The following is a 17,567-nucleotide window of genomic DNA, read 5'->3' on the forward strand; positions in this document are numbered from 1 at the left end:
CTACAACAGCAGAAGAATTAGCCTGAAATTAAAAGGTCTGACTCCAATTGAATATCGGAATCAGACCTATATGCCTCGTGTTTAACTGTCCAACTTTCTGGGGTCAGTACACACTTTGATTTATAGTCAGGTGGGGCTTTTCTCTGTCTGCCTTTCGGTGAATACCTGAGACAAACAGTCTCAAGCACCCGCAGCTATTCTAGCTTAATAAGTTCGTTTCTTCTCCTTGATATAATCCTAAAAAAATCTCATAAAATTAATATATGAGACAATCTTTATTCAGCAGAAGATTATTAAAGGTTGCTCTATTATTTAGCGATAAAAAAGCCTGCCAGATGGCAGGCTTTTTAATAACGGCGTTATTACTGTAACAGCGAAATATCCGCAACTCGCAGGAATAATTCGCGCAGTTTCTCCAGCATGGTAAGACGGTTGATTCGCAATTCTTTGTCATCAACCATGACCATCACTTTATCGAAGAAGGCATCAACCGGTTCACGCAGCTCAGCCAGTTCGACCAGCGCATCCTGGTAACGACCTTCAGCAAAGTACGGCTCTAGCTTGTCACGTAGCACCACAACCTGCATCGCCAGTTTAATTTCTTCCGGCTCTTTCAGAGTAGAGGCATTCACGCGGTCGCTCAGCACTTCGTCAGATTTCGCCAGAATGTTAGATACACGCTTGTTCGCCGCCGCCAGTGCTGCAGCTGCATCCAGGGTACGGAAGTGCGATACCGCTTTCATTCGGGCATCGAAATCAGCCGGACGAGTCGGACGACGCGCCAGTACCGCCTGGATGGTGTCAACGGTGTAACCTTCGTCCTGATACCAGGCGCGGAAGCGACCGAGCATAAAGTCGATAACATCATCAACCACGTTGGCATTAGTCAGCTTATCGCCATACAGACGCACTGCTTCTTCGGTCAGGGTTTGCAGGTCAAGATTGAGGTTCTTCTCAACGATAATACGCAGCACTCCAAGTGCGGCACGACGCAACGCAAACGGGTCTTTGTCGCCTTTCGGATGCTGGCCGATACCGAAGATACCCGCCAGAGTATCCATCTTGTCAGCAATCGCCAGCGCACAGGCTACCGGGTTAGACGGCAGGTCATCACCGGCAAAGCGCGGCTGATACTGCTCGTTCAGCGCCACGGCAACATCTTCCGCTTCGCCATCGTGACGCGCGTAGTGCATCCCCATAACGCCCTGGGTGTCGGTGAACTCGAAGACCATGTTGGTCATCAGGTCGCACTTGGACAGCAGGCCCGCACGGGTTGCGTGGTTAACGTCAGCGCCAATCTGTTCAGCAATCCAGCCAGCCAGCGCCTGGATGCGGTCAGTTTTGTCGCGCAGCGTACCCAGCTGTTGCTGGAACAGCACGGTTTGCAGGCGCGGCAGGTTATCTTCAAGACGTTTTTTACGGTCGGTATTGAAGAAGAACTCGGCATCCGCCAGACGTGGACGAACGACTTTCTCGTTACCGGAGATAATCTGCTGCGGATCTTTCGATTCGATGTTGGCAACGAAGATAAAGTTCGGCAGCAGTTTGCCGTCGTTCGCATACACCGGGAAGTACTTCTGGTCACCTTTCATGGTGTAAACCAGTGCTTCAGACGGCACCGCGAGGAATTTCTCTTCGAATTTCGCGGTCAGAACGACCGGCCACTCCACCAGCGAAGCCACTTCTTCCAGCAGGCTTTCGCTTAAATCAGCGTTACCGCCAATCTTACGTGCTGCTTCTTCAGCATCGGCTTTAATCTTCGCCTTACGTTCTTCGTAATCGGCGATGACTTTCCCGCGCTCACGCAGAATTTCCGGATACTGATCGGCATTGTCGATAGTGAATTCCGACTCGCCCATAAAGCGGTGGCCGCGAATCACGCGATCGGACTGAATACCCAGAATGGTAGCCGGAATAACTTTGTCGCCCAGCAGCAGGGTCACGGTGTGAACCGGACGCACGAAGTGTACGTCAGACGCGCCCCAGCGCATCAGTTTCGGGATCGGCAGTTTCGCCAGCGAAGTCGCAACCATATTCGGCAGCAGTGCTTCGGTGCTTTCGCCCTTCACGTGGGCGCGATACAGCAGCCATTCACCTTTATCGGTAGTCAGACGCTCAGCTTGGTCTACGGTAATACCGCAACCACGCGCCCAGCCTTCTGCCGCTTTGCTCGGTTTGCCTTCAGCGTCGAACGCCTGAGCAATCGCCGGGCCGCGTTTTTCGATTTCACGATCCGGTTGCGCTTCCGCCAGGTTAGCCACTTTCAGCGCCAGACGACGTGGAGCCGCAAACCATTGAACGGTGCCGTGTGCGAGGCCAGCGTTATCCAGCTCCGCAGTAAAGTTCGCAGCAAAGGACTCAGCCAGGCTGCGTAGTGCTTTTGGTGGCAGCTCTTCAGTGCCGATTTCCACCAGAAAAGTTTTCTCAGACATAGCCGCCTCTTACTTATCTTTGTTGCACATCGGGAAGCCGAGGGCTTCACGGGAAGCGTAGTATGCTTCTGCCACTGCTTTGGTCAGGGTGCGAATGCGCAGAATGTAGCGCTGACGCTCGGTGACGGAGATGGCTTTACGCGCATCCAGCAGGTTGAAGCTGTGGGCGGCTTTCAGAATACGCTCGTAGGCTGGCAGCGGCAGCGGATTTTCCAGCGCCAGCAACTGCTGCGCTTCTTTCTCGTACTGCTCGAAGCAGGTGAACAAGAAGTCCACATCCGCGTATTCGAAGTTGTAAGTGGACTGCTCCACTTCGTTCTGATGGAACACGTCGCCGTAGGTGGTTTTACCCAGCGGGCCGTCGCTCCAGACCAGGTCGTAAACGCTGTCTACGCCCTGAATGTACATTGCCAGACGTTCCAGACCGTAGGTGATCTCGCCGGTAACCGGTTTACACTCCAGACCACCAACCTGCTGGAAGTAAGTGAACTGCGTCACTTCCATGCCGTTCAGCCACACTTCCCAGCCCAGCCCCCAGGCACCCAGCGTCGGGTTTTCCCAGTTATCTTCCACGAAACGGATGTCGTGGATGGTCGGGTCCATGCCCAGCTCTTTCAGAGAACCAAGGTACAGCTCCTGAATATTGTCCGGCGATGGCTTAATGACCACCTGGAACTGATAGTAGTGCTGTAAACGGTTGGGGTTTTCGCCGTAGCGACCATCGGTCGGGCGACGAGAAGGCTGAACATAAGCAGCCGCCATCGGTTCTGGCCCCAGCGCGCGCAGACAGGTCATTGGGTGAGAGGTTCCCGCGCCGACTTCCATGTCCAATGGTTGAACAATGGTGCAGCCCTGGCGAGCCCAGTAATCCTGTAAGGTCAGGATCAAGCCCTGGAAGGTCCTGGTATCAAACTTTTGCATATTATTTCGTGCTGGATACGTGTGGATTTAAAGGAAGGGATCAGTATACCCGCTGGATGGAAGATATACAGTACGAAACGGGAAAAAGCAGGGCTTAACGCATGGAAAGATGCAAAAAATGGCCATCTGCGTCAAAAGAACAGACAAACTGCTCTTTACGGAAGGTATAACCGCGCATTTCGTAGCTCCCCTGAAACTGTTCAAATGCGGTGACGTCGATTTTTTGCGCACCTGTATTATAGCGTTTTGCCGCCTGATCTTTGCATAGCCCTTCCATATTCAACGAACGCAGAGGATCAACCTTTACCCGTTGTGCTTTCTGCACGGGTGGCGGTGTAGAACAACCCACTAGCGCCATAAGCACCATAAGCGCCATTGCCGGAAAGAAAGCGTTCATCATCATTAAATTACCGTCTGGTTTGCAGGTGAGTCTTATTATTTATATCGGTATAGTGGCTGATATCTTACGAATTTCCTTAAGCCTCTATAAGCTGTAGTGATAAAACTCAGATTATTCCAGTGCGCCAACCGAATGATTTATCGGTCAGACTTTTTTTAACCAGATACAGAGACACAGATGCAGCCCAAAATTTACTGGATTGATAACCTGCGAGGGATAGCGTGTTTAATGGTGGTGATGATTCACACCACTACCTGGTATGTGACCAATGCTCATAGTGTTAGCCCCGTCACATGGGATATCGCCAATGTTCTGAATTCTGCCTCTCGTGTCAGCGTGCCGCTATTTTTCATGATTTCCGGCTATCTCTTTTTTGGCGAACGCAGCGCCCAGCCGCGCCATTTCTTGCGCATCGGCTTATGCCTGCTGTTTTATAGCACTGTTGCGCTGCTCTACATTGCGCTGTTTACCTCCATCAATATGGAGTTAGCGCTGAAAAACCTGCTGCAAAAGCCAGTGTTTTACCACTTGTGGTTTTTCTTCGCGATTGCGGTGATTTATCTGGTTTCACCGCTGATTCAGGTGAAGAACGTCGGCGGAAAAATGTTGCTGGTGCTAATGGTGGTGATTGGCATTATCGCTAACCCAAACACAGTGCCGCAGAAAATTGACGGTTTTGAATGGCTGCCAATTAACTTATATATCAATGGCGATACTTTTTACTACATCCTGTATGGCATGTTGGGCCGCGCTATAGGGATGATGGACACACAGCATAAAGCACTGTCGTGGGTGTGCGCCGCACTGTTTGCGACGGGGGTATTTATTATCTCTCGCGGGACATTATATGAATTGCAGTGGCGCGGAAATTTTGCCGATACCTGGTATCTTTACTGTGGGCCGATGGTTTTTATCTGCGCAATCACGCTATTGACTCTGGTTAAAAACACGCTGGATACACACACTGTTCCCGGGCTTAGGCTGATATCACGCCATTCTTTAGGTATATACGGGTTCCATGCATTGATTATCCATGCGCTGCGTACCCGGGGGATTGAGCTTAAAAACTGGCCAATACTCGATATTATTTGGATCTTTTGCGCGACGTTGGCAGCGAGTTTGTTACTTTCTATGCTGGTACAACGAATCGACAGAAACAGACTAGTGAGTTAAATAAAAGCCCGGTCACATTGGACTGACCGGGCTTATGTGAATTATTCGCTGTATTCTTCCTGGGTAACCTGTGTTTCTTTTGGTGGGTTTATTCCGGCATCACGAATATTCTTCTGCACCGCTACTGCACCAAACAAGCTTAAGAAGAAAGCCAGTCCATAAAAACCTTTCTCGCTGAGTAATAACGTCGCATTCCACAGACCTACCATCAGTAACGCAACAGAGATAATAAAGACAGTCAGGCAGGTCATATAATAAATGGAGGTGGTCGGTATGCCTTCATACTTGTCCCGAACGGTCTTTTGATAAGACGCCGCAGAAAACAGTCCTAATACCAGTACGGCAAAATAATATCCTTTTTCATTTAACTGCATCTCTGCATTCCATAGCCCTAACAGATAGGTAACGATACCACCAACGAGAGCTATCCATGACACAATACTAAAGGCCGGTGAATAGGTTGATATTTTGTTGTCCATCACAGTATTCCTTTCATTCCTGAATGTGTAAGAGGTTTATGTTGCTCATGCCGAGCGAAACAAACGCATTTGACCAAACAAGCAGACAAAAAAGGCGATGGGATAAATCACCATTTCATAAGCATTGATAGGTGCGTTTAAAACACCGATAAACAAGAGACCGATAGTGATTAACGCCAGCAACTGGCAGACGCGGATAAAAAAATCATCCAGTTGCCCGAGTTTTTCTGCGCGAAGATATGCATAATTGCCAAAAGTTGCTGTCATTAACACGCCAAGAAAATAGCCTTTGCCACTTAACAATGGGCATGAGATCCATAGCCCAAGCAGATAAACCAGCGCCCCGACAACAAATAATAGTTTTGCCACAGTCTTTGAGGTTTTCATAACGATCTCCATATCTACCAGCGATACATTACGAGTAACCAACGAAAGACAAAACTGAAAAATGCCATTAACAAATGATTTTCAGAATAAATTCATACTAAATATTAATTAATTACTGAGATATATAGATGTGAATTATCCCCCACCCGGTCAGGCAGGGGATAACGTTTACGCCATTAATGGCAGAAGTTGCTGATAGAGGCGACGGAACGTTTCTCGTCGTGGCTGATAAGCGGCATAACGCTGCGCATCTGGTAGATGCGACTGTTCTAACGGTAGTTGTGGCAACAACTCAATGAGCGATTTCTCTGGATTCGCCGCAATCTGCGCCAGCCTTGCTGCGCCCAGTGCTGGCCCCACATCTCCCCCTGTGCGGTAATCGAGCTGCTGACCGCTGATGTCCGCCAGCATTTGACGCCAGTACTCACTACGCGCCCCGCCACCAATCAACGTAACACTTTGCGGTTTAATGCCGCAGGCATGCACGACATCCATGCCATCTGCCAGTGCGTAACCCACGCCTTCCAGCACTGCTCGCGCCAGTTCATTGGGGCCATGTTGATGAGTCAAACCAAAGAAAACCCCTTTCGCCTGGGGATTATTGTGTGGTGTACGCTCGCCGGAAAGATAAGGCAGAAACCAAACTGGCTCGGCACTTTCATCAGCCTGTTGAGCAGCCGCGATTAAAGCTGGAACATTGCTCAGACCGGTTAATTTTGCGGCCCAATCCAGGCAAGAAGCCGCACTCAGCATCACAGACATTAAATGCCAACGCTGCGGGAGCGCATGGCAAAAGCTGTGTACGGCGCTTTCTGGCTTGCTTAAGAATCCTTCGCTGACAGCAAAATAGACCCCCGACGTCCCCAGCGATAACATTGCCTGATTAGCATCAACCATTCCCACACCAATCGCACCAGCTGCATTATCGCCACCGCCTGCGACAACAGGCACCGCCGCCATACCCCACGCTTTCGCAACTTCAGGTAGCAAAGCACCAGTAATTTCGCTGCCTTCGTATAATGCGGGCATCTGGTCACGAGATAAGTGGCAAGCCTGCAGCATGAGATCGCTCCAGTCACGCTTTGCGACATCCAGCCACATAGTGCCAGCTGCGTCAGACATATCGCTGGCAAACTCCCCCGTCATACGCAGACGCAAGTAATCTTTCGGTAATAATACTTTATCGATTTGACGGAATATCTCCGGCTCATGCCGCTGAACCCATAGCAATTTAGGCGCAGTAAATCCGGGCATCATCAGGTTACCGGTAATCACCCGTGATTGCGGAACTCGCGCTTCCAGCAAAGTGCACTCTTGCGCACAGCGCCCGTCGTTCCACAAAATGGCAGGGCGTAATACCCGTTGCTGGGCATCCAGTAAGGTTGCACCGTGCATCTGTCCGGCAATACCTAATGCTTTAACGTCTTGCAGAGAATGCTGAACGCCCAGAGCTTTCATTGCGCGATCAGTTGCCTGCCACCACTGTTCCGGGTCTTGTTCCGACCAGAGTGGATGCGGGCGCGAAACGGTCAGCTTTTCCGTTTGCGCAGCAACCACCTCACCCTGCTCATTGAGCAAAATAACTTTTACGCCCGAGGTGCCAAGATCTATCCCGATATACATATCGATCGTTCCTTAAAAAAATGCCCGGTATCGCTACTGATAACCGGGCCAACGGACTGCACAGTTAGCCGTTATTTGTCGAACAGATAATGATTTACCAGATTTTCCAGTTGCTCCTGGCGACCACTCTGATGCACCGGAGACAAATTATGTTCCTGAGCATATTTGGCTAAATCTGCCAGTGACATTTGGCCTTTCAGGATTTGCTGGCCTAATTCGCTATTCCAGCCGGAATAACGCTGCGCGATGCGTTTATCCAGCTCGCCATCTTCAATCATGCGCGCTGCAATTTTCAGCGCCAACGCCATCGTATCCATCGCGCCGATATGACCGTAAAACAGATCATATTTATCAGTACTTTGACGACGTACTTTGGCATCGAAGTTCAGACCACCGGTGGTGAAACCGCCTGCTTTGAGAATTTCATACATCACCAGCGCATTCTCTTCCACACTGTTCGGGAACTGGTCGGTGTCCCAGCCCAGTTGCGCATCGCCACGGTTGGCGTCGACAGAACCGAACAGGCCAAGCGCAATGGCGGTGGCTATTTCATGATGGAAAGAGTGACCTGCCAGCGTCGCGTGGTTAGCTTCAATATTCAGTTTAATCTCTTTTTCCAGACCAAACTGTTTCAGGAAGCCATAGACCGTCGCAGCATCGTAATCATATTGATGTTTGGTCGGTTCTTGCGGTTTCGGTTCGATAAGCAACGTACCCTGGAAACCGATTTTATGTTTATGCTCAACCACCATCTGCATAAAGCGGCCCAGCTGTTCACGCTCCTGACGCAAGTCGGTATTTAACAGCGTTTCGTAACCTTCACGACCGCCCCACAGGACATAGTTTTCACCGCCCAATTTATGGGTTGCTTCCATCGCTGTAACAACTTGCGTTGCCGCCCAACTGAAGACTTCAGGATCTGGGTTCGTCGCCGCACCCGCGCCATAGCGAGGGTTTGTAAAGCAGTTAGCGGTTCCCCACAGCAGCTTCACGCCGCTCTCTTCTTGCTTGGCTGCCAGGACATCAACCATTTGCGCAAAATTATTGATGTACTCTTTTAACGACGCGCCCTCAGGGGAAACATCCACATCGTGGAAGCAATAAAATGGCACATGTAACTTGTGGAAAAACTCAAATGCGACATCTGCTTTACGCTTCGCCAACGCCAGTGCCTCACCAGGCTGCTGCCACGGACGATTAAACGCCCCCACACCAAACATGTCCGCCCCGTTCCAGCAGAAGGTGTGCCAGTAGCAGGCGGCAAAACGCAAGTGCTCTTCCATACGCTTACCCAACACCAGTTCGTCGGGATTGTAGTGACGGAATGCTAACGGGTTTGAGGATTTTGAGCCTTCATAACGAACGCGATCGAGCTGGTCAAAATAGGCTTGCATATTGAACTCCATAATCAGGTAATGCCGCGGGTGATGGATGATGTCGTAATATTGGGCACTCCCTTTCAGTTGCTCAATTATGTTATTTCACACTGCTATTGAGATAATTCACAAGTGTGCGCTCGCTCGCAAAATAAAATGGGATGATGAAACTGGGTAATTCCTCGAAGATAAAAATGCAATAAGTACAATTGCGCAACAAAAGTAAGATCTCGGTCATAAATCAAGAAATAAACCAAAAATCGTAATCGAAAGATAAAAATCTGTAATTGTTTTCCCCTGTTTAGTTGCTAAAAATTGGTTACGTTTATCGCGGTGATTGTTACTTATTAAAGCTGTCCTCTAACTACAGAAGGCCCTACACCATGAAAATAAAGAACATTCTACTCACCCTTTGCACCTCACTTCTGCTTACCAACGTTGCGGCACACGCCAAAGAAGTCAAAATAGGTATGGCGATTGATGATCTCCGTCTTGAACGCTGGCAAAAAGATCGAGATATTTTTGTGAAAAAGGCAGAATCTCTCGGTGCGAAAGTATTTGTACAGTCTGCAAATGGCAATGAAGAAACACAAATGTCGCAGATTGAAAACATGATTAACCGGGGTGTCGATGTTCTTGTCATTATTCCGTATAACGGCCAGGTATTAAGTAACGTTGTAAAAGAAGCCAAACAAGAAGGTATTAAAGTATTAGCTTACGACCGTATGATTAACGATGCGGATATCGATTTTTATATTTCTTTCGATAACGAAAAAGTCGGTGAACTGCAGGCAAAAGCCCTGGTCGATATTGTTCCGCAAGGTAATTACTTCCTGATGGGCGGCTCGCCGGTAGATAACAACGCCAAGCTGTTCCGCGCCGGACAAATGAAAGTGTTAAAACCTTACGTTGATTCCGGAAAAATTAAAGTCGTTGGTGACCAATGGGTTGATGGCTGGTTACCGGAAAACGCATTGAAAATTATGGAAAACGCGCTAACCGCCAATAATAACAAAATTGATGCTGTAGTTGCCTCAAACGATGCCACCGCAGGTGGGGCAATTCAGGCATTAAGCGCGCAAGGTTTATCAGGGAAAGTAGCAATTTCCGGCCAGGATGCGGATCTCGCAGGTATTAAACGTATTGCTGCCGGTACGCAAACTATGACGGTGTATAAACCTATTACATTGCTGGCAAATACTGCCGCAGAAATTGCCGTTGAATTGGGCAATGGTCAGGAGCCAAAAGCAGATACCTCACTGAATAATGGCCTGAAAGATGTCCCCTCCCGCCTCCTGACACCGATCGATGTGAATAAAAACAACATCAAAGATACGGTAATTAAAGACGGATTCCACAAAGAGAGCGAGCTGTAAGCGTTACGCCCCGGCGCGGAGCGGGGGCGTGATTTCTCTCCATGCCGCGTGAATGAATTGGCTTAGGTGGAGTCGTTATGCCTTATCTACTTGAAATGAAGAACATTACCAAAACCTTCGGCAGTGTGAAGGCGATTGATAACGTCTGCTTGCGGTTGAATGCTGGCGAAATCGTCTCACTTTGTGGGGAAAATGGGTCTGGTAAATCAACGCTGATGAAAGTGCTGTGTGGTATTTATCCCCATGGCTCCTACGAAGGCGAAATTATTTTTGCGGGAGAAGAGATTCAGGCGAGTCACATCCGCGATACCGAACGCAAAGGTATCGCCATCATTCACCAGGAATTGGCCCTGGTGAAAGAATTGACCGTGCTGGAAAATATCTTCCTGGGTAACGAAATAACCCACAATGGCATTATGGATTATGACCTGATGACGCTACGCTGTCAGAAGCTGCTCGCACAGGTCAGTTTATCCATTTCACCTGATACCCGCGTTGGCGATTTAGGGCTTGGGCAACAACAACTGGTTGAAATTGCCAAGGCACTTAATAAACAGGTGCGCTTGTTAATTCTCGATGAACCGACAGCCTCATTAACTGAGCAGGAAACGTCGGTTTTACTGGATATTATTCGCGATCTACAACAGCACGGTATCGCCTGTATTTATATTTCGCACAAACTCAACGAAGTCAAAGCGATTTCCGATACGATTTGCGTTATTCGCGACGGACAGCACATTGGTACGCGTGATGCTGCCGGAATGAGTGAAGACGATATTATCACCATGATGGTCGGGCGAGAGTTAACCGCGCTTTACCCTAATGAACCACATACCACCGGAGATGAAATATTACGTATTGAACATCTGACGGCATGGCATCCGGTTAATCGTCATATTAAACGAGTTAATGATGTCTCGTTTTCCCTGAAACGTGGCGAAATACTGGGTATTGCCGGACTCGTTGGTGCCGGACGTACCGAGACCATTCAGTGCCTGTTTGGCGTGTGGCCCGGACAATGGGAAGGAAAAATTTATATTGATGGCAAACAGGTAGATATTCGTAACTGTCAGCAAGCCATCGCCCAGGGGATTGCGATGGTCCCCGAAGACAGAAAGCGCGACGGCATCGTTCCGGTAATGGCGGTTGGTAAAAATATTACCCTCGCCGCACTCAATAAATTTACCGGTGGCATTAGCCAGCTTGATGACGCGGCAGAGCAAAAATGTATTCTGGAATCAATCCAGCAACTCAAAGTTAAAACGTCGTCCCCCGACCTTGCTATTGGACGTTTGAGCGGCGGCAATCAGCAAAAAGCGATCCTCGCTCGCTGTCTGTTACTCAACCCGCGCATTCTCATTCTTGATGAACCTACCAGGGGTATCGATATTGGCGCGAAATATGAGATCTACAAATTAATTAACCAACTCGTCCAGCAGGGTATTGCCGTTATTGTCATCTCTTCCGAATTACCTGAAGTGCTCGGCCTTAGCGATCGTGTACTGGTGATGCATGAAGGGAAACTAAAAGCCAACCTGATAAATCATAACCTGACTCAGGAGCAGGTGATGGAAGCCGCATTGAGGAGCGAACATCATGTCGAAAAGCAATCCGTCTGAAGTGAAATTAGCCGTACCGACATCCGGTGGCTTTTCCGGGCTGAAATCACTGAATTTGCAGGTCTTCGTGATGATTGCAGCTATCATCGCAATCATGCTGTTCTTTACCTGGACCACCGATGGTGCCTACTTAAGCGCCCGTAACGTCTCCAACCTGTTACGCCAAACCGCGATTACCGGCATCCTCGCGGTAGGAATGGTGTTCGTCATAATTTCTGCTGAAATCGACCTTTCCGTCGGCTCAATGATGGGGCTGTTAGGTGGCGTCGCGGCGATTTGTGACGTCTGGTTAGGCTGGCCTTTGCCACTGACCATCATTGTGACTTTGGTTCTGGGACTGCTTCTCGGTGCCTGGAACGGATGGTGGGTCGCGTACCGTAAAGTCCCTTCATTTATTGTCACCCTCGCGGGCATGTTGGCATTTCGCGGCATACTCATTGGCATCACCAACGGCACGACTGTATCCCCCACCAGCGCCGCGATGTCACAAATTGGGCAAAGCTATCTACCTGCCAGCACCGGCTTCATCATTGGCGCGCTTGGCTTAATGGCTTTTGTTGGCTGGCAATGGCGCGGAAGAATGCGCCGTCAGGCTTTGGGTTTGCAGTCTCCGGCCTCTACCGCAGTAGTCGGTCGCCAGGCTTTAACCGCTATCATCGTATTAGGCGCAATCTGGCTGTTGAATGATTACCGTGGCGTTCCCACTCCTGTTCTGCTGCTGACGTTGCTGTTACTCGGCGGAATGTTTATGGCAACGCGGACGGCATTTGGACGACGCATTTATGCCATCGGCGGCAATCTGGAAGCAGCACGTCTCTCCGGGATTAACGTTGAACGCACCAAACTTGCCGTGTTCGCTATTAACGGATTAATGGTCGCTATCGCCGGATTAATCCTCAGTTCTCGACTTGGCGCTGGTTCACCTTCTGCGGGGAATATCGCCGAGCTGGACGCAATTGCAGCATGCGTGATTGGCGGCACCAGTCTGGCAGGCGGCGTCGGGAGCGTGGCTGGAGCGGTAATGGGGGCATTCATCATGGCTTCACTGGATAACGGCATGAGTATGATGGATGTACCGACCTTCTGGCAGTATATCGTTAAAGGTGCGATTCTGTTGCTGGCAGTATGGATGGACTCCGCAACCAAACGCCGTTCTTGATTTTGATAAAAATTTTCTCAAAGCCGGTAACGTATTACCGGTTTTGAGTTTTTGCATGATTCAGCAGGAAAAGAACCATGTTTACTAAACGTCACCGCATCACATTACTGTTCAATGCCAATAAAGCCTATGACCGGCAGGTAGTAGAAGGCGTAGGGGAATATTTACAGGCGTCACAATCGGAATGGGATATTTTCATTGAAGAAGATTTCCGCGCCCGCATTGATAAAATCAAGGACTGGTTAGGAGATGGCGTCATTGCCGACTTCGACGACAAACAAATCGAGCAAGCGCTGGCTGATGTCGACGTCCCCATTGTTGGGGTTGGTGGCTCGTATCACCTTGCCGAAAGTTACCCACCCGTTCATTACATTGCCACCGATAACTATGCGCTGGTTGAAAGCGCATTTTTGCATTTAAAAGAGAAAGGCGTTAACCGCTTTGCTTTTTATGGTCTTCCGGAATCAAGCGGTAAACGTTGGGCCACTGAACGCGAATATGCATTTCGTCAGCTTGTCGCCGAAGAAAAGTATCGCGGAGTGGTTTATCAGGGGTTAGAAACCGCGCCAGAGAACTGGCAACACGCGCAAAATCGGCTGGCAGACTGGCTACAAACGCTGCCACCGCAAACCGGGATTATTGCCGTTACTGACGCCCGGGCGCGGCATATTCTGCAAGTATGTGAACATCTACACATTCCCGTACCGGAAAAATTATGCGTGATTGGCATCGATAACGAAGAACTGACCCGCTATCTGTCGCGTGTCGCCCTTTCTTCGGTCGCTCAGGGCGCGCGGCAAATGGGCTATCAGGCGGCAAAACTGTTGCATCGATTATTAGATAAAGAAGAAATGCCGCTACAGCGGATTTTGGTCCCACCAGTTCGCGTCATTGAACGGCGCTCAACAGATTACCGCTCGCTGACCGATCCCGCCGTTATTCAGGCCATGCATTACATTCGTAATCACGCCTGTAAAGGGATTAAAGTGGATCAGGTACTGGATGCGGTGGGCATATCACGCTCCAATCTTGAGAAGCGTTTTAAAGAAGAGGTGGGTGAAACCATCCATGCAATGATTCATGCCGAGAAGTTGGAGAAAGCGCGCAGTCTGCTGATTTCAACCACCTTGTCGATCAATGAGATATCGCAAATGTGCGGTTATCCATCGCTGCAATATTTCTACTCTGTTTTTAAAAAAGCATATGACACGACGCCAAAAGAGTATCGCGATGTAAATAGCGAGGTCATGTTGTAGCGATGATGAGAATTGTCGGCGTCGCATCAGGTAACTCAGCACAACCACCCGATACGAGCAAAAGCCTTATCCGCCTGACAAGTCGGATAAGGCTCGAGGAAATGCAATTACATATGCGCCGCGATTAACCGTTGGTTATCCTGGTACATTGCGAACAGGTAGTTGTTATAACTCTTCCCTTTGGTCGAGTAGCCCTTCAGCTTGTGAATCATCGCTGTGGCAGTCACTTCCTGATCCGCTTTACGCAGTTGTGCACGCGATTTACGGAACGAAGAGTAAGCCGGGTGCGTATTGAGGTTAGTGACATAGGCGCTCACCGATTCTTTGACAGAACTAAACTGTGAGTACCCCTTCACTTTACCCGGCGCATTAGTACAACGTCCTTTCATGCATTTCATGCCGAACAGATTGTTGTTGTTGCGCGCCAGCTTCGACGTTCCCCAACCACTTTCTGCTGCAGCCATCGTCGCCACCATACTGGTGGGGATAATGTCTACGCGTTCAAGCAAGGTATTCCACGGGATTTTTCGCGTATTACCAGACCACTTCACCTTGTAGCGTTTGGCGATGTCTTTCAGACGCGCACGCTCAGCAGGTGACCATTGGCCCTGATACTGTTTTGAAATCAGCCAGTTACGTTCCGCAGTAATGGCTGCATTTTGGCTGGTAATGTAAGGCATTACGGTCCGGAGAAACGCCTTTTTCCTTGGTGTTCCGGAAGGGTATTTTCGCAAATCAGGAAGTGAACTACTCTTTGCACTATTGCGAGAATACTCTTGTTTACTGCTTACCTGTTTATTACTAGCTTTAGTTAAGTGGGACTTTTGACTCGCTGTTGTTGTGTGCGTCTTCGCTAACACCTCACTCGAAAACACCAGAGTGAGTAACATAAGAATCATCGCCCCATATCGTCGTATGGGAGTCAAAATCATCAGGTCTCCTGGTCGGATTTAATCATTCCAACACCTTATATTTTTCACAAATTTGAGAGTTGAATCTCAAATCATATCAAAAATAGCTGTCAAGAGCACCCCAAGGAATAGTCCAAATCTGAAACTATGTCACGAGTTAACGATTCAGATTGGCGCTAAATCGCAGAAAATGTGGGGTTTATCGCAAAATTCAGCCGTTTTTTGCGCGCGATCGCTCACCCTTGCTTCTCATCCTGTGGACTTACCGCTCAGGGATGAGTTTTGTCTGGCTTATCGCTGGCAAACTGTCTGAAATCGCAGCAATAAGGACTCATCCGCCATGAAACTCGCCGCCTGTTTTCTGACACTCCTTCCTGGCTTCGCCGTTGCCGCCAGCTGGACTTCTCCGGGGGTTCCCACCTTTAGCGAACAGGGGACGGGAACATTTGTCAGCCACGCGCAGTTGCCCAAAGGTACGCGTCCACTAACGCTAAATTTTGACCAACAGTGCTGGCAGCCTGCGGATGCGATAAAACTCAATCAGATGCTTTCCCTGCAACCTTGTAGCAACACGCCGCCTCAATGGCGATTGTTCAGGGACGGCGAATATACGCTGCAACTAGACACCCGCTCCGGTACACCAACATTGATGATTTCCATCCAGAACGCCGTCGAACCGGTAGCAAGCCTGGTCCGTGAATGCCCGAAATGGGATGGATTACCGCTCACACTGGATGTCAGCGCCACTTTTCCGGAGGGAGCCGCCGTCCGGGATTATTACAGCCAGCAAATTGCGATAGTGAAGAACGGTCAAATAACGTTACAACCCGCTGCCACCAGCAACGGTTTACTCCTGCTGGAACGGGCAGAAACTGACGCCTCTGCCCCTTTCGACTGGCATAACGCCACGGTTTACTTTGTGCTGACAGATCGTTTCGAAAACGGCGATCCCAGTAATGACCAGAGTTACGGACGTCATAAAGACGGTATGGCAGAAATTGGCACTTTTCACGGCGGCGATTTACGCGGCCTGACCAACAAACTGGATTACCTCCAGCAGCTGGGCGTCAATGCTTTATGGATAAGTGCCCCATTTGAGCAAATTCACGGCTGGGTCGGCGGCGGTACAAAAGGCGATTTCCCGCATTATGCCTACCACGGTTATTACACACAGGACTGGACGAATCTTGATGCCAATATGGGCAGTGAAGCCGATCTACGGACACTGGTTGATAGCGCGCATCAGCGCGGTATTCGTATTCTCTTTGATGTCGTGATGAACCACACCGGTTATGCCACACTGGCGGATATGCAGGAGTTTCAGTTTGGCGCGTTATATCTTTCTGGTGACGAAGTGAAAAAAACGCTGGGTGAACGCTGGAGCGACTGGAAACCTGCCGCCGGGCAAACCTGGCATAGCTTTAACGATTACATTAATTTCAGCGACAAAACAGGCTGGGATAAATGGTGGGGAAAAAACTGGATCAGAACCGATATCGGCGATTACGACAATCCTGGATTCGACGATCTCACTATGTCGCTGGCCTTTTTGCCGGATATCAAAACCGAATCAACGACCGCTTCTGGTCTGCCGGTGTTCTATAAAAACAAAACGGATACCCACGCTAAAGTCATCGACAGCTTTACCCCTCGCGATTACTTAACCCACTGGTTAAGTCAGTGGGTTCGCGACTATGGGATTGATGGTTTTCGGGTCGACACCGCCAAACATGTTGAGTTGCCCGCCTGGCAGCAACTGAAAACCGAAGCCAGCGCCGCGCTTCGCGAATGGAAAAAAGCTAACTCCGACAAAGCATTAGATGACAAACCTTTCTGGATGACCGGTGAAGCCTGGGGCCACGGCGTGATGCAAAGTGACTACTATCGCCACGGCTTCGATACGATGATCAATTTCGATTATCAGGAGCAGGCGGCGAAAGCAGTCGATTGTTTTGCGCAGATGGATACTACCTGGCAGCAAATGGCGGAGAAATTGCAGGATTTCAACGTGTTGAGCTACCTCTCATCGCATGATACCCGCCTGTTCCGCGAAGGTGGTAATAAAGCAGCAGAGTTATTGTTATTAGCGCCAGGCGCGGTACAAATCTTTTATGGTGATGAATCCTCGCGTCCGTTCGGCCCCACCGGTTCGGATCCGCTGCAAGGTACGCGTTCGGATATGAACTGGCAGGATGTTAGCGGTAAATCTGCCGCCAGCGTCACGCACTGGCAGAAAATCAGCCAGTTCCGCGCCCGCCATCCCGCAATTGGCGAGGGCAAACAAACGACACTTTCGCTGAAGCAGGGCTACGGCTTTGTTCGTGAGCATGGCGACGATAAAGTGCTGGTCATCTGGGCTGGGCAACAGTGACTTTTCCGGCTTCCCATTCGTCAGTACCTCGGGAAGCCGCCAACCAGGATAAAATGTCAGCTCTAATCAGCGTTGCAGGATAAA

General features: G+C 49.5%; 15 protein-coding genes. 7 read left to right on the plus strand and 8 right to left on the minus strand.

Annotation, left to right across the window (positions count from 1 at the left end; translation table 11 throughout):
- Positions 1 to 85, plus strand: an 85-nt coding sequence (locus tag ACJHYW_RS20355) for an IS3 family transposase (protein ID WP_088551278.1), incomplete at its 5' end; no start/stop codon positions are given.
- A 277-nt stretch (positions 86 to 362) separates the two neighbouring features.
- Here ACJHYW_RS20355 and glyS read toward each other — a convergent pair.
- The 3 genes from glyS to ACJHYW_RS20370 form a co-directional block, all read right to left on the minus strand.
- Entirely contained in the window at positions 363 to 2,432 is a 2,070-nt protein-coding gene (gene glyS, locus ACJHYW_RS20360) for a glycine--tRNA ligase subunit beta (protein ID WP_001291797.1), read from the minus strand.
- Between the two features lie 9 nt (positions 2,433 to 2,441).
- Complete coding sequence (gene glyQ, locus ACJHYW_RS20365) at positions 2,442 to 3,353, minus strand: glycine--tRNA ligase subunit alpha (protein WP_001168544.1); 912 nt, start codon at positions 3,351 to 3,353, stop codon at positions 2,442 to 2,444.
- A gap of 94 nt (positions 3,354 to 3,447) precedes the next feature.
- Complete coding sequence (locus tag ACJHYW_RS20370) at positions 3,448 to 3,756, minus strand: YsaB family lipoprotein (RefSeq protein WP_000980106.1); 309 nt, start codon at positions 3,754 to 3,756, stop codon at positions 3,448 to 3,450.
- Positions 3,757 to 3,930: 174 nt separating this feature from the next.
- On the opposite strand from ACJHYW_RS20370, the gene wecH reads away from it, so the two are divergent.
- On the plus strand, positions 3,931 to 4,926 hold the full coding sequence (gene wecH, locus ACJHYW_RS20375) for an O-acetyltransferase WecH (RefSeq protein WP_001182668.1): 996 nt from the start codon (positions 3,931 to 3,933) through the stop codon (positions 4,924 to 4,926).
- 41 nt (positions 4,927 to 4,967) lie between these two features.
- Here the strand turns inward: wecH and yiaA are convergent, their stop codons facing one another.
- The 4 genes from yiaA to xylA all read right to left on the minus strand — a co-directional run bounded on the left by yiaA (position 4,968) and on the right by xylA (position 8,809).
- A complete protein-coding gene (yiaA, locus tag ACJHYW_RS20380; RefSeq protein ID WP_001296808.1) occupies positions 4,968 to 5,405 on the minus strand; it encodes an inner membrane protein YiaA in 438 nt (145 codons plus the stop codon).
- Between the two features lie 45 nt (positions 5,406 to 5,450).
- A complete protein-coding gene (gene yiaB / locus ACJHYW_RS20385; RefSeq protein ID WP_001361570.1) occupies positions 5,451 to 5,792 on the minus strand; it encodes an inner membrane protein YiaB in 342 nt (113 codons plus the stop codon).
- Positions 5,793 to 5,960: 168 nt separating this feature from the next.
- Positions 5,961 to 7,415, minus strand: a complete 1,455-nt coding sequence (gene xylB, locus ACJHYW_RS20390; protein WP_000275347.1) for a xylulokinase — start codon at positions 7,413 to 7,415, stop codon at positions 5,961 to 5,963.
- Positions 7,416 to 7,486: 71 nt separating this feature from the next.
- Positions 7,487 to 8,809: a xylose isomerase gene (gene xylA, locus ACJHYW_RS20395; RefSeq protein ID WP_001149581.1), complete on the minus strand. Its 1,323-nt coding sequence runs from the start codon at positions 8,807 to 8,809 to the stop codon at positions 7,487 to 7,489.
- 365 nt (positions 8,810 to 9,174) lie between these two features.
- Here xylA and xylF point away from each other — a divergent pair, with 365 nt between their 5' ends.
- From xylF to xylR, 4 genes are all read left to right on the plus strand, one after another.
- Entirely contained in the window at positions 9,175 to 10,167 is a 993-nt protein-coding gene (gene xylF, locus ACJHYW_RS20400) for a D-xylose ABC transporter substrate-binding protein (protein WP_001300957.1), read from the plus strand.
- A 77-nt stretch (positions 10,168 to 10,244) separates the two neighbouring features.
- Positions 10,245 to 11,786: a D-xylose ABC transporter ATP-binding protein gene (gene xylG / locus ACJHYW_RS20405; protein ID WP_001146479.1), complete on the plus strand. Its 1,542-nt coding sequence runs from the start codon at positions 10,245 to 10,247 to the stop codon at positions 11,784 to 11,786.
- Positions 11,764 to 12,945: a xylose ABC transporter permease XylH gene (xylH, locus tag ACJHYW_RS20410; protein ID WP_000045978.1), complete on the plus strand. Its 1,182-nt coding sequence runs from the start codon at positions 11,764 to 11,766 to the stop codon at positions 12,943 to 12,945. The genes xylG and xylH overlap by 23 nt, the downstream gene beginning before the upstream one ends.
- Before the next feature lie 77 nt (positions 12,946 to 13,022).
- Positions 13,023 to 14,201: a D-xylose utilization transcriptional activator XylR gene (gene xylR / locus ACJHYW_RS20415; RefSeq protein ID WP_000494484.1), complete on the plus strand. Its 1,179-nt coding sequence runs from the start codon at positions 13,023 to 13,025 to the stop codon at positions 14,199 to 14,201.
- Between the two features lie 107 nt (positions 14,202 to 14,308).
- On the opposite strand, the gene ACJHYW_RS20420 is transcribed toward xylR, so the two are convergent.
- Entirely contained in the window at positions 14,309 to 15,133 is an 825-nt protein-coding gene (locus tag ACJHYW_RS20420) for a protein bax (protein ID WP_001297957.1), read from the minus strand.
- A gap of 319 nt (positions 15,134 to 15,452) precedes the next feature.
- Between ACJHYW_RS20420 and malS the strand changes: the two genes are divergently transcribed.
- A complete protein-coding gene (gene malS, locus ACJHYW_RS20425) occupies positions 15,453 to 17,483 on the plus strand; it encodes an alpha-amylase (RefSeq protein ID WP_280740090.1) in 2,031 nt (676 codons plus the stop codon).
- The last annotated feature ends 84 nt before the right edge of the window (positions 17,484 to 17,567 follow it).

This window comes from Escherichia sp. WS3063 (genome assembly GCF_046486595.1).
Lineage (GTDB): Bacteria > Pseudomonadota > Gammaproteobacteria > Enterobacterales > Enterobacteriaceae > Escherichia > Escherichia coli.

Excerpts from the sequence above, each read along its gene's own strand:
- yiaA (WP_001296808.1), bottom strand. The coding sequence starts at position 5,405 with ATGGACAACAAAATATCAACCTATTCACCGGCCTTTAGTATTGTGTCA.
- ACJHYW_RS20420 (WP_001297957.1), bottom strand. The coding sequence starts at position 15,133 with ATGATTTTGACTCCCATACGACGATATGGGGCGATGATTCTTATGTTA.
- glyS (WP_001291797.1), bottom strand. The coding sequence starts at position 2,432 with ATGTCTGAGAAAACTTTTCTGGTGGAAATCGGCACTGAAGAGCTGCCA.
- xylH (WP_000045978.1), top strand. The coding sequence starts at position 11,764 with ATGTCGAAAAGCAATCCGTCTGAAGTGAAATTAGCCGTACCGACATCC.
- malS (WP_280740090.1), top strand. The coding sequence starts at position 15,453 with ATGAAACTCGCCGCCTGTTTTCTGACACTCCTTCCTGGCTTCGCCGTT.
- xylB (WP_000275347.1), bottom strand. The coding sequence starts at position 7,415 with ATGTATATCGGGATAGATCTTGGCACCTCGGGCGTAAAAGTTATTTTG.
- wecH (WP_001182668.1), top strand. The coding sequence starts at position 3,931 with ATGCAGCCCAAAATTTACTGGATTGATAACCTGCGAGGGATAGCGTGT.
- xylR (WP_000494484.1), top strand. The coding sequence starts at position 13,023 with ATGTTTACTAAACGTCACCGCATCACATTACTGTTCAATGCCAATAAA.
- ACJHYW_RS20370 (WP_000980106.1), bottom strand. The coding sequence starts at position 3,756 with ATGATGATGAACGCTTTCTTTCCGGCAATGGCGCTTATGGTGCTTATG.
- xylF (WP_001300957.1), top strand. The coding sequence starts at position 9,175 with ATGAAAATAAAGAACATTCTACTCACCCTTTGCACCTCACTTCTGCTT.
- yiaB (WP_001361570.1), bottom strand. The coding sequence starts at position 5,792 with ATGAAAACCTCAAAGACTGTGGCAAAACTATTATTTGTTGTCGGGGCG.
- glyQ (WP_001168544.1), bottom strand. The coding sequence starts at position 3,353 with ATGCAAAAGTTTGATACCAGGACCTTCCAGGGCTTGATCCTGACCTTA.
- xylA (WP_001149581.1), bottom strand. The coding sequence starts at position 8,809 with ATGCAAGCCTATTTTGACCAGCTCGATCGCGTTCGTTATGAAGGCTCA.
- xylG (WP_001146479.1), top strand. The coding sequence starts at position 10,245 with ATGCCTTATCTACTTGAAATGAAGAACATTACCAAAACCTTCGGCAGT.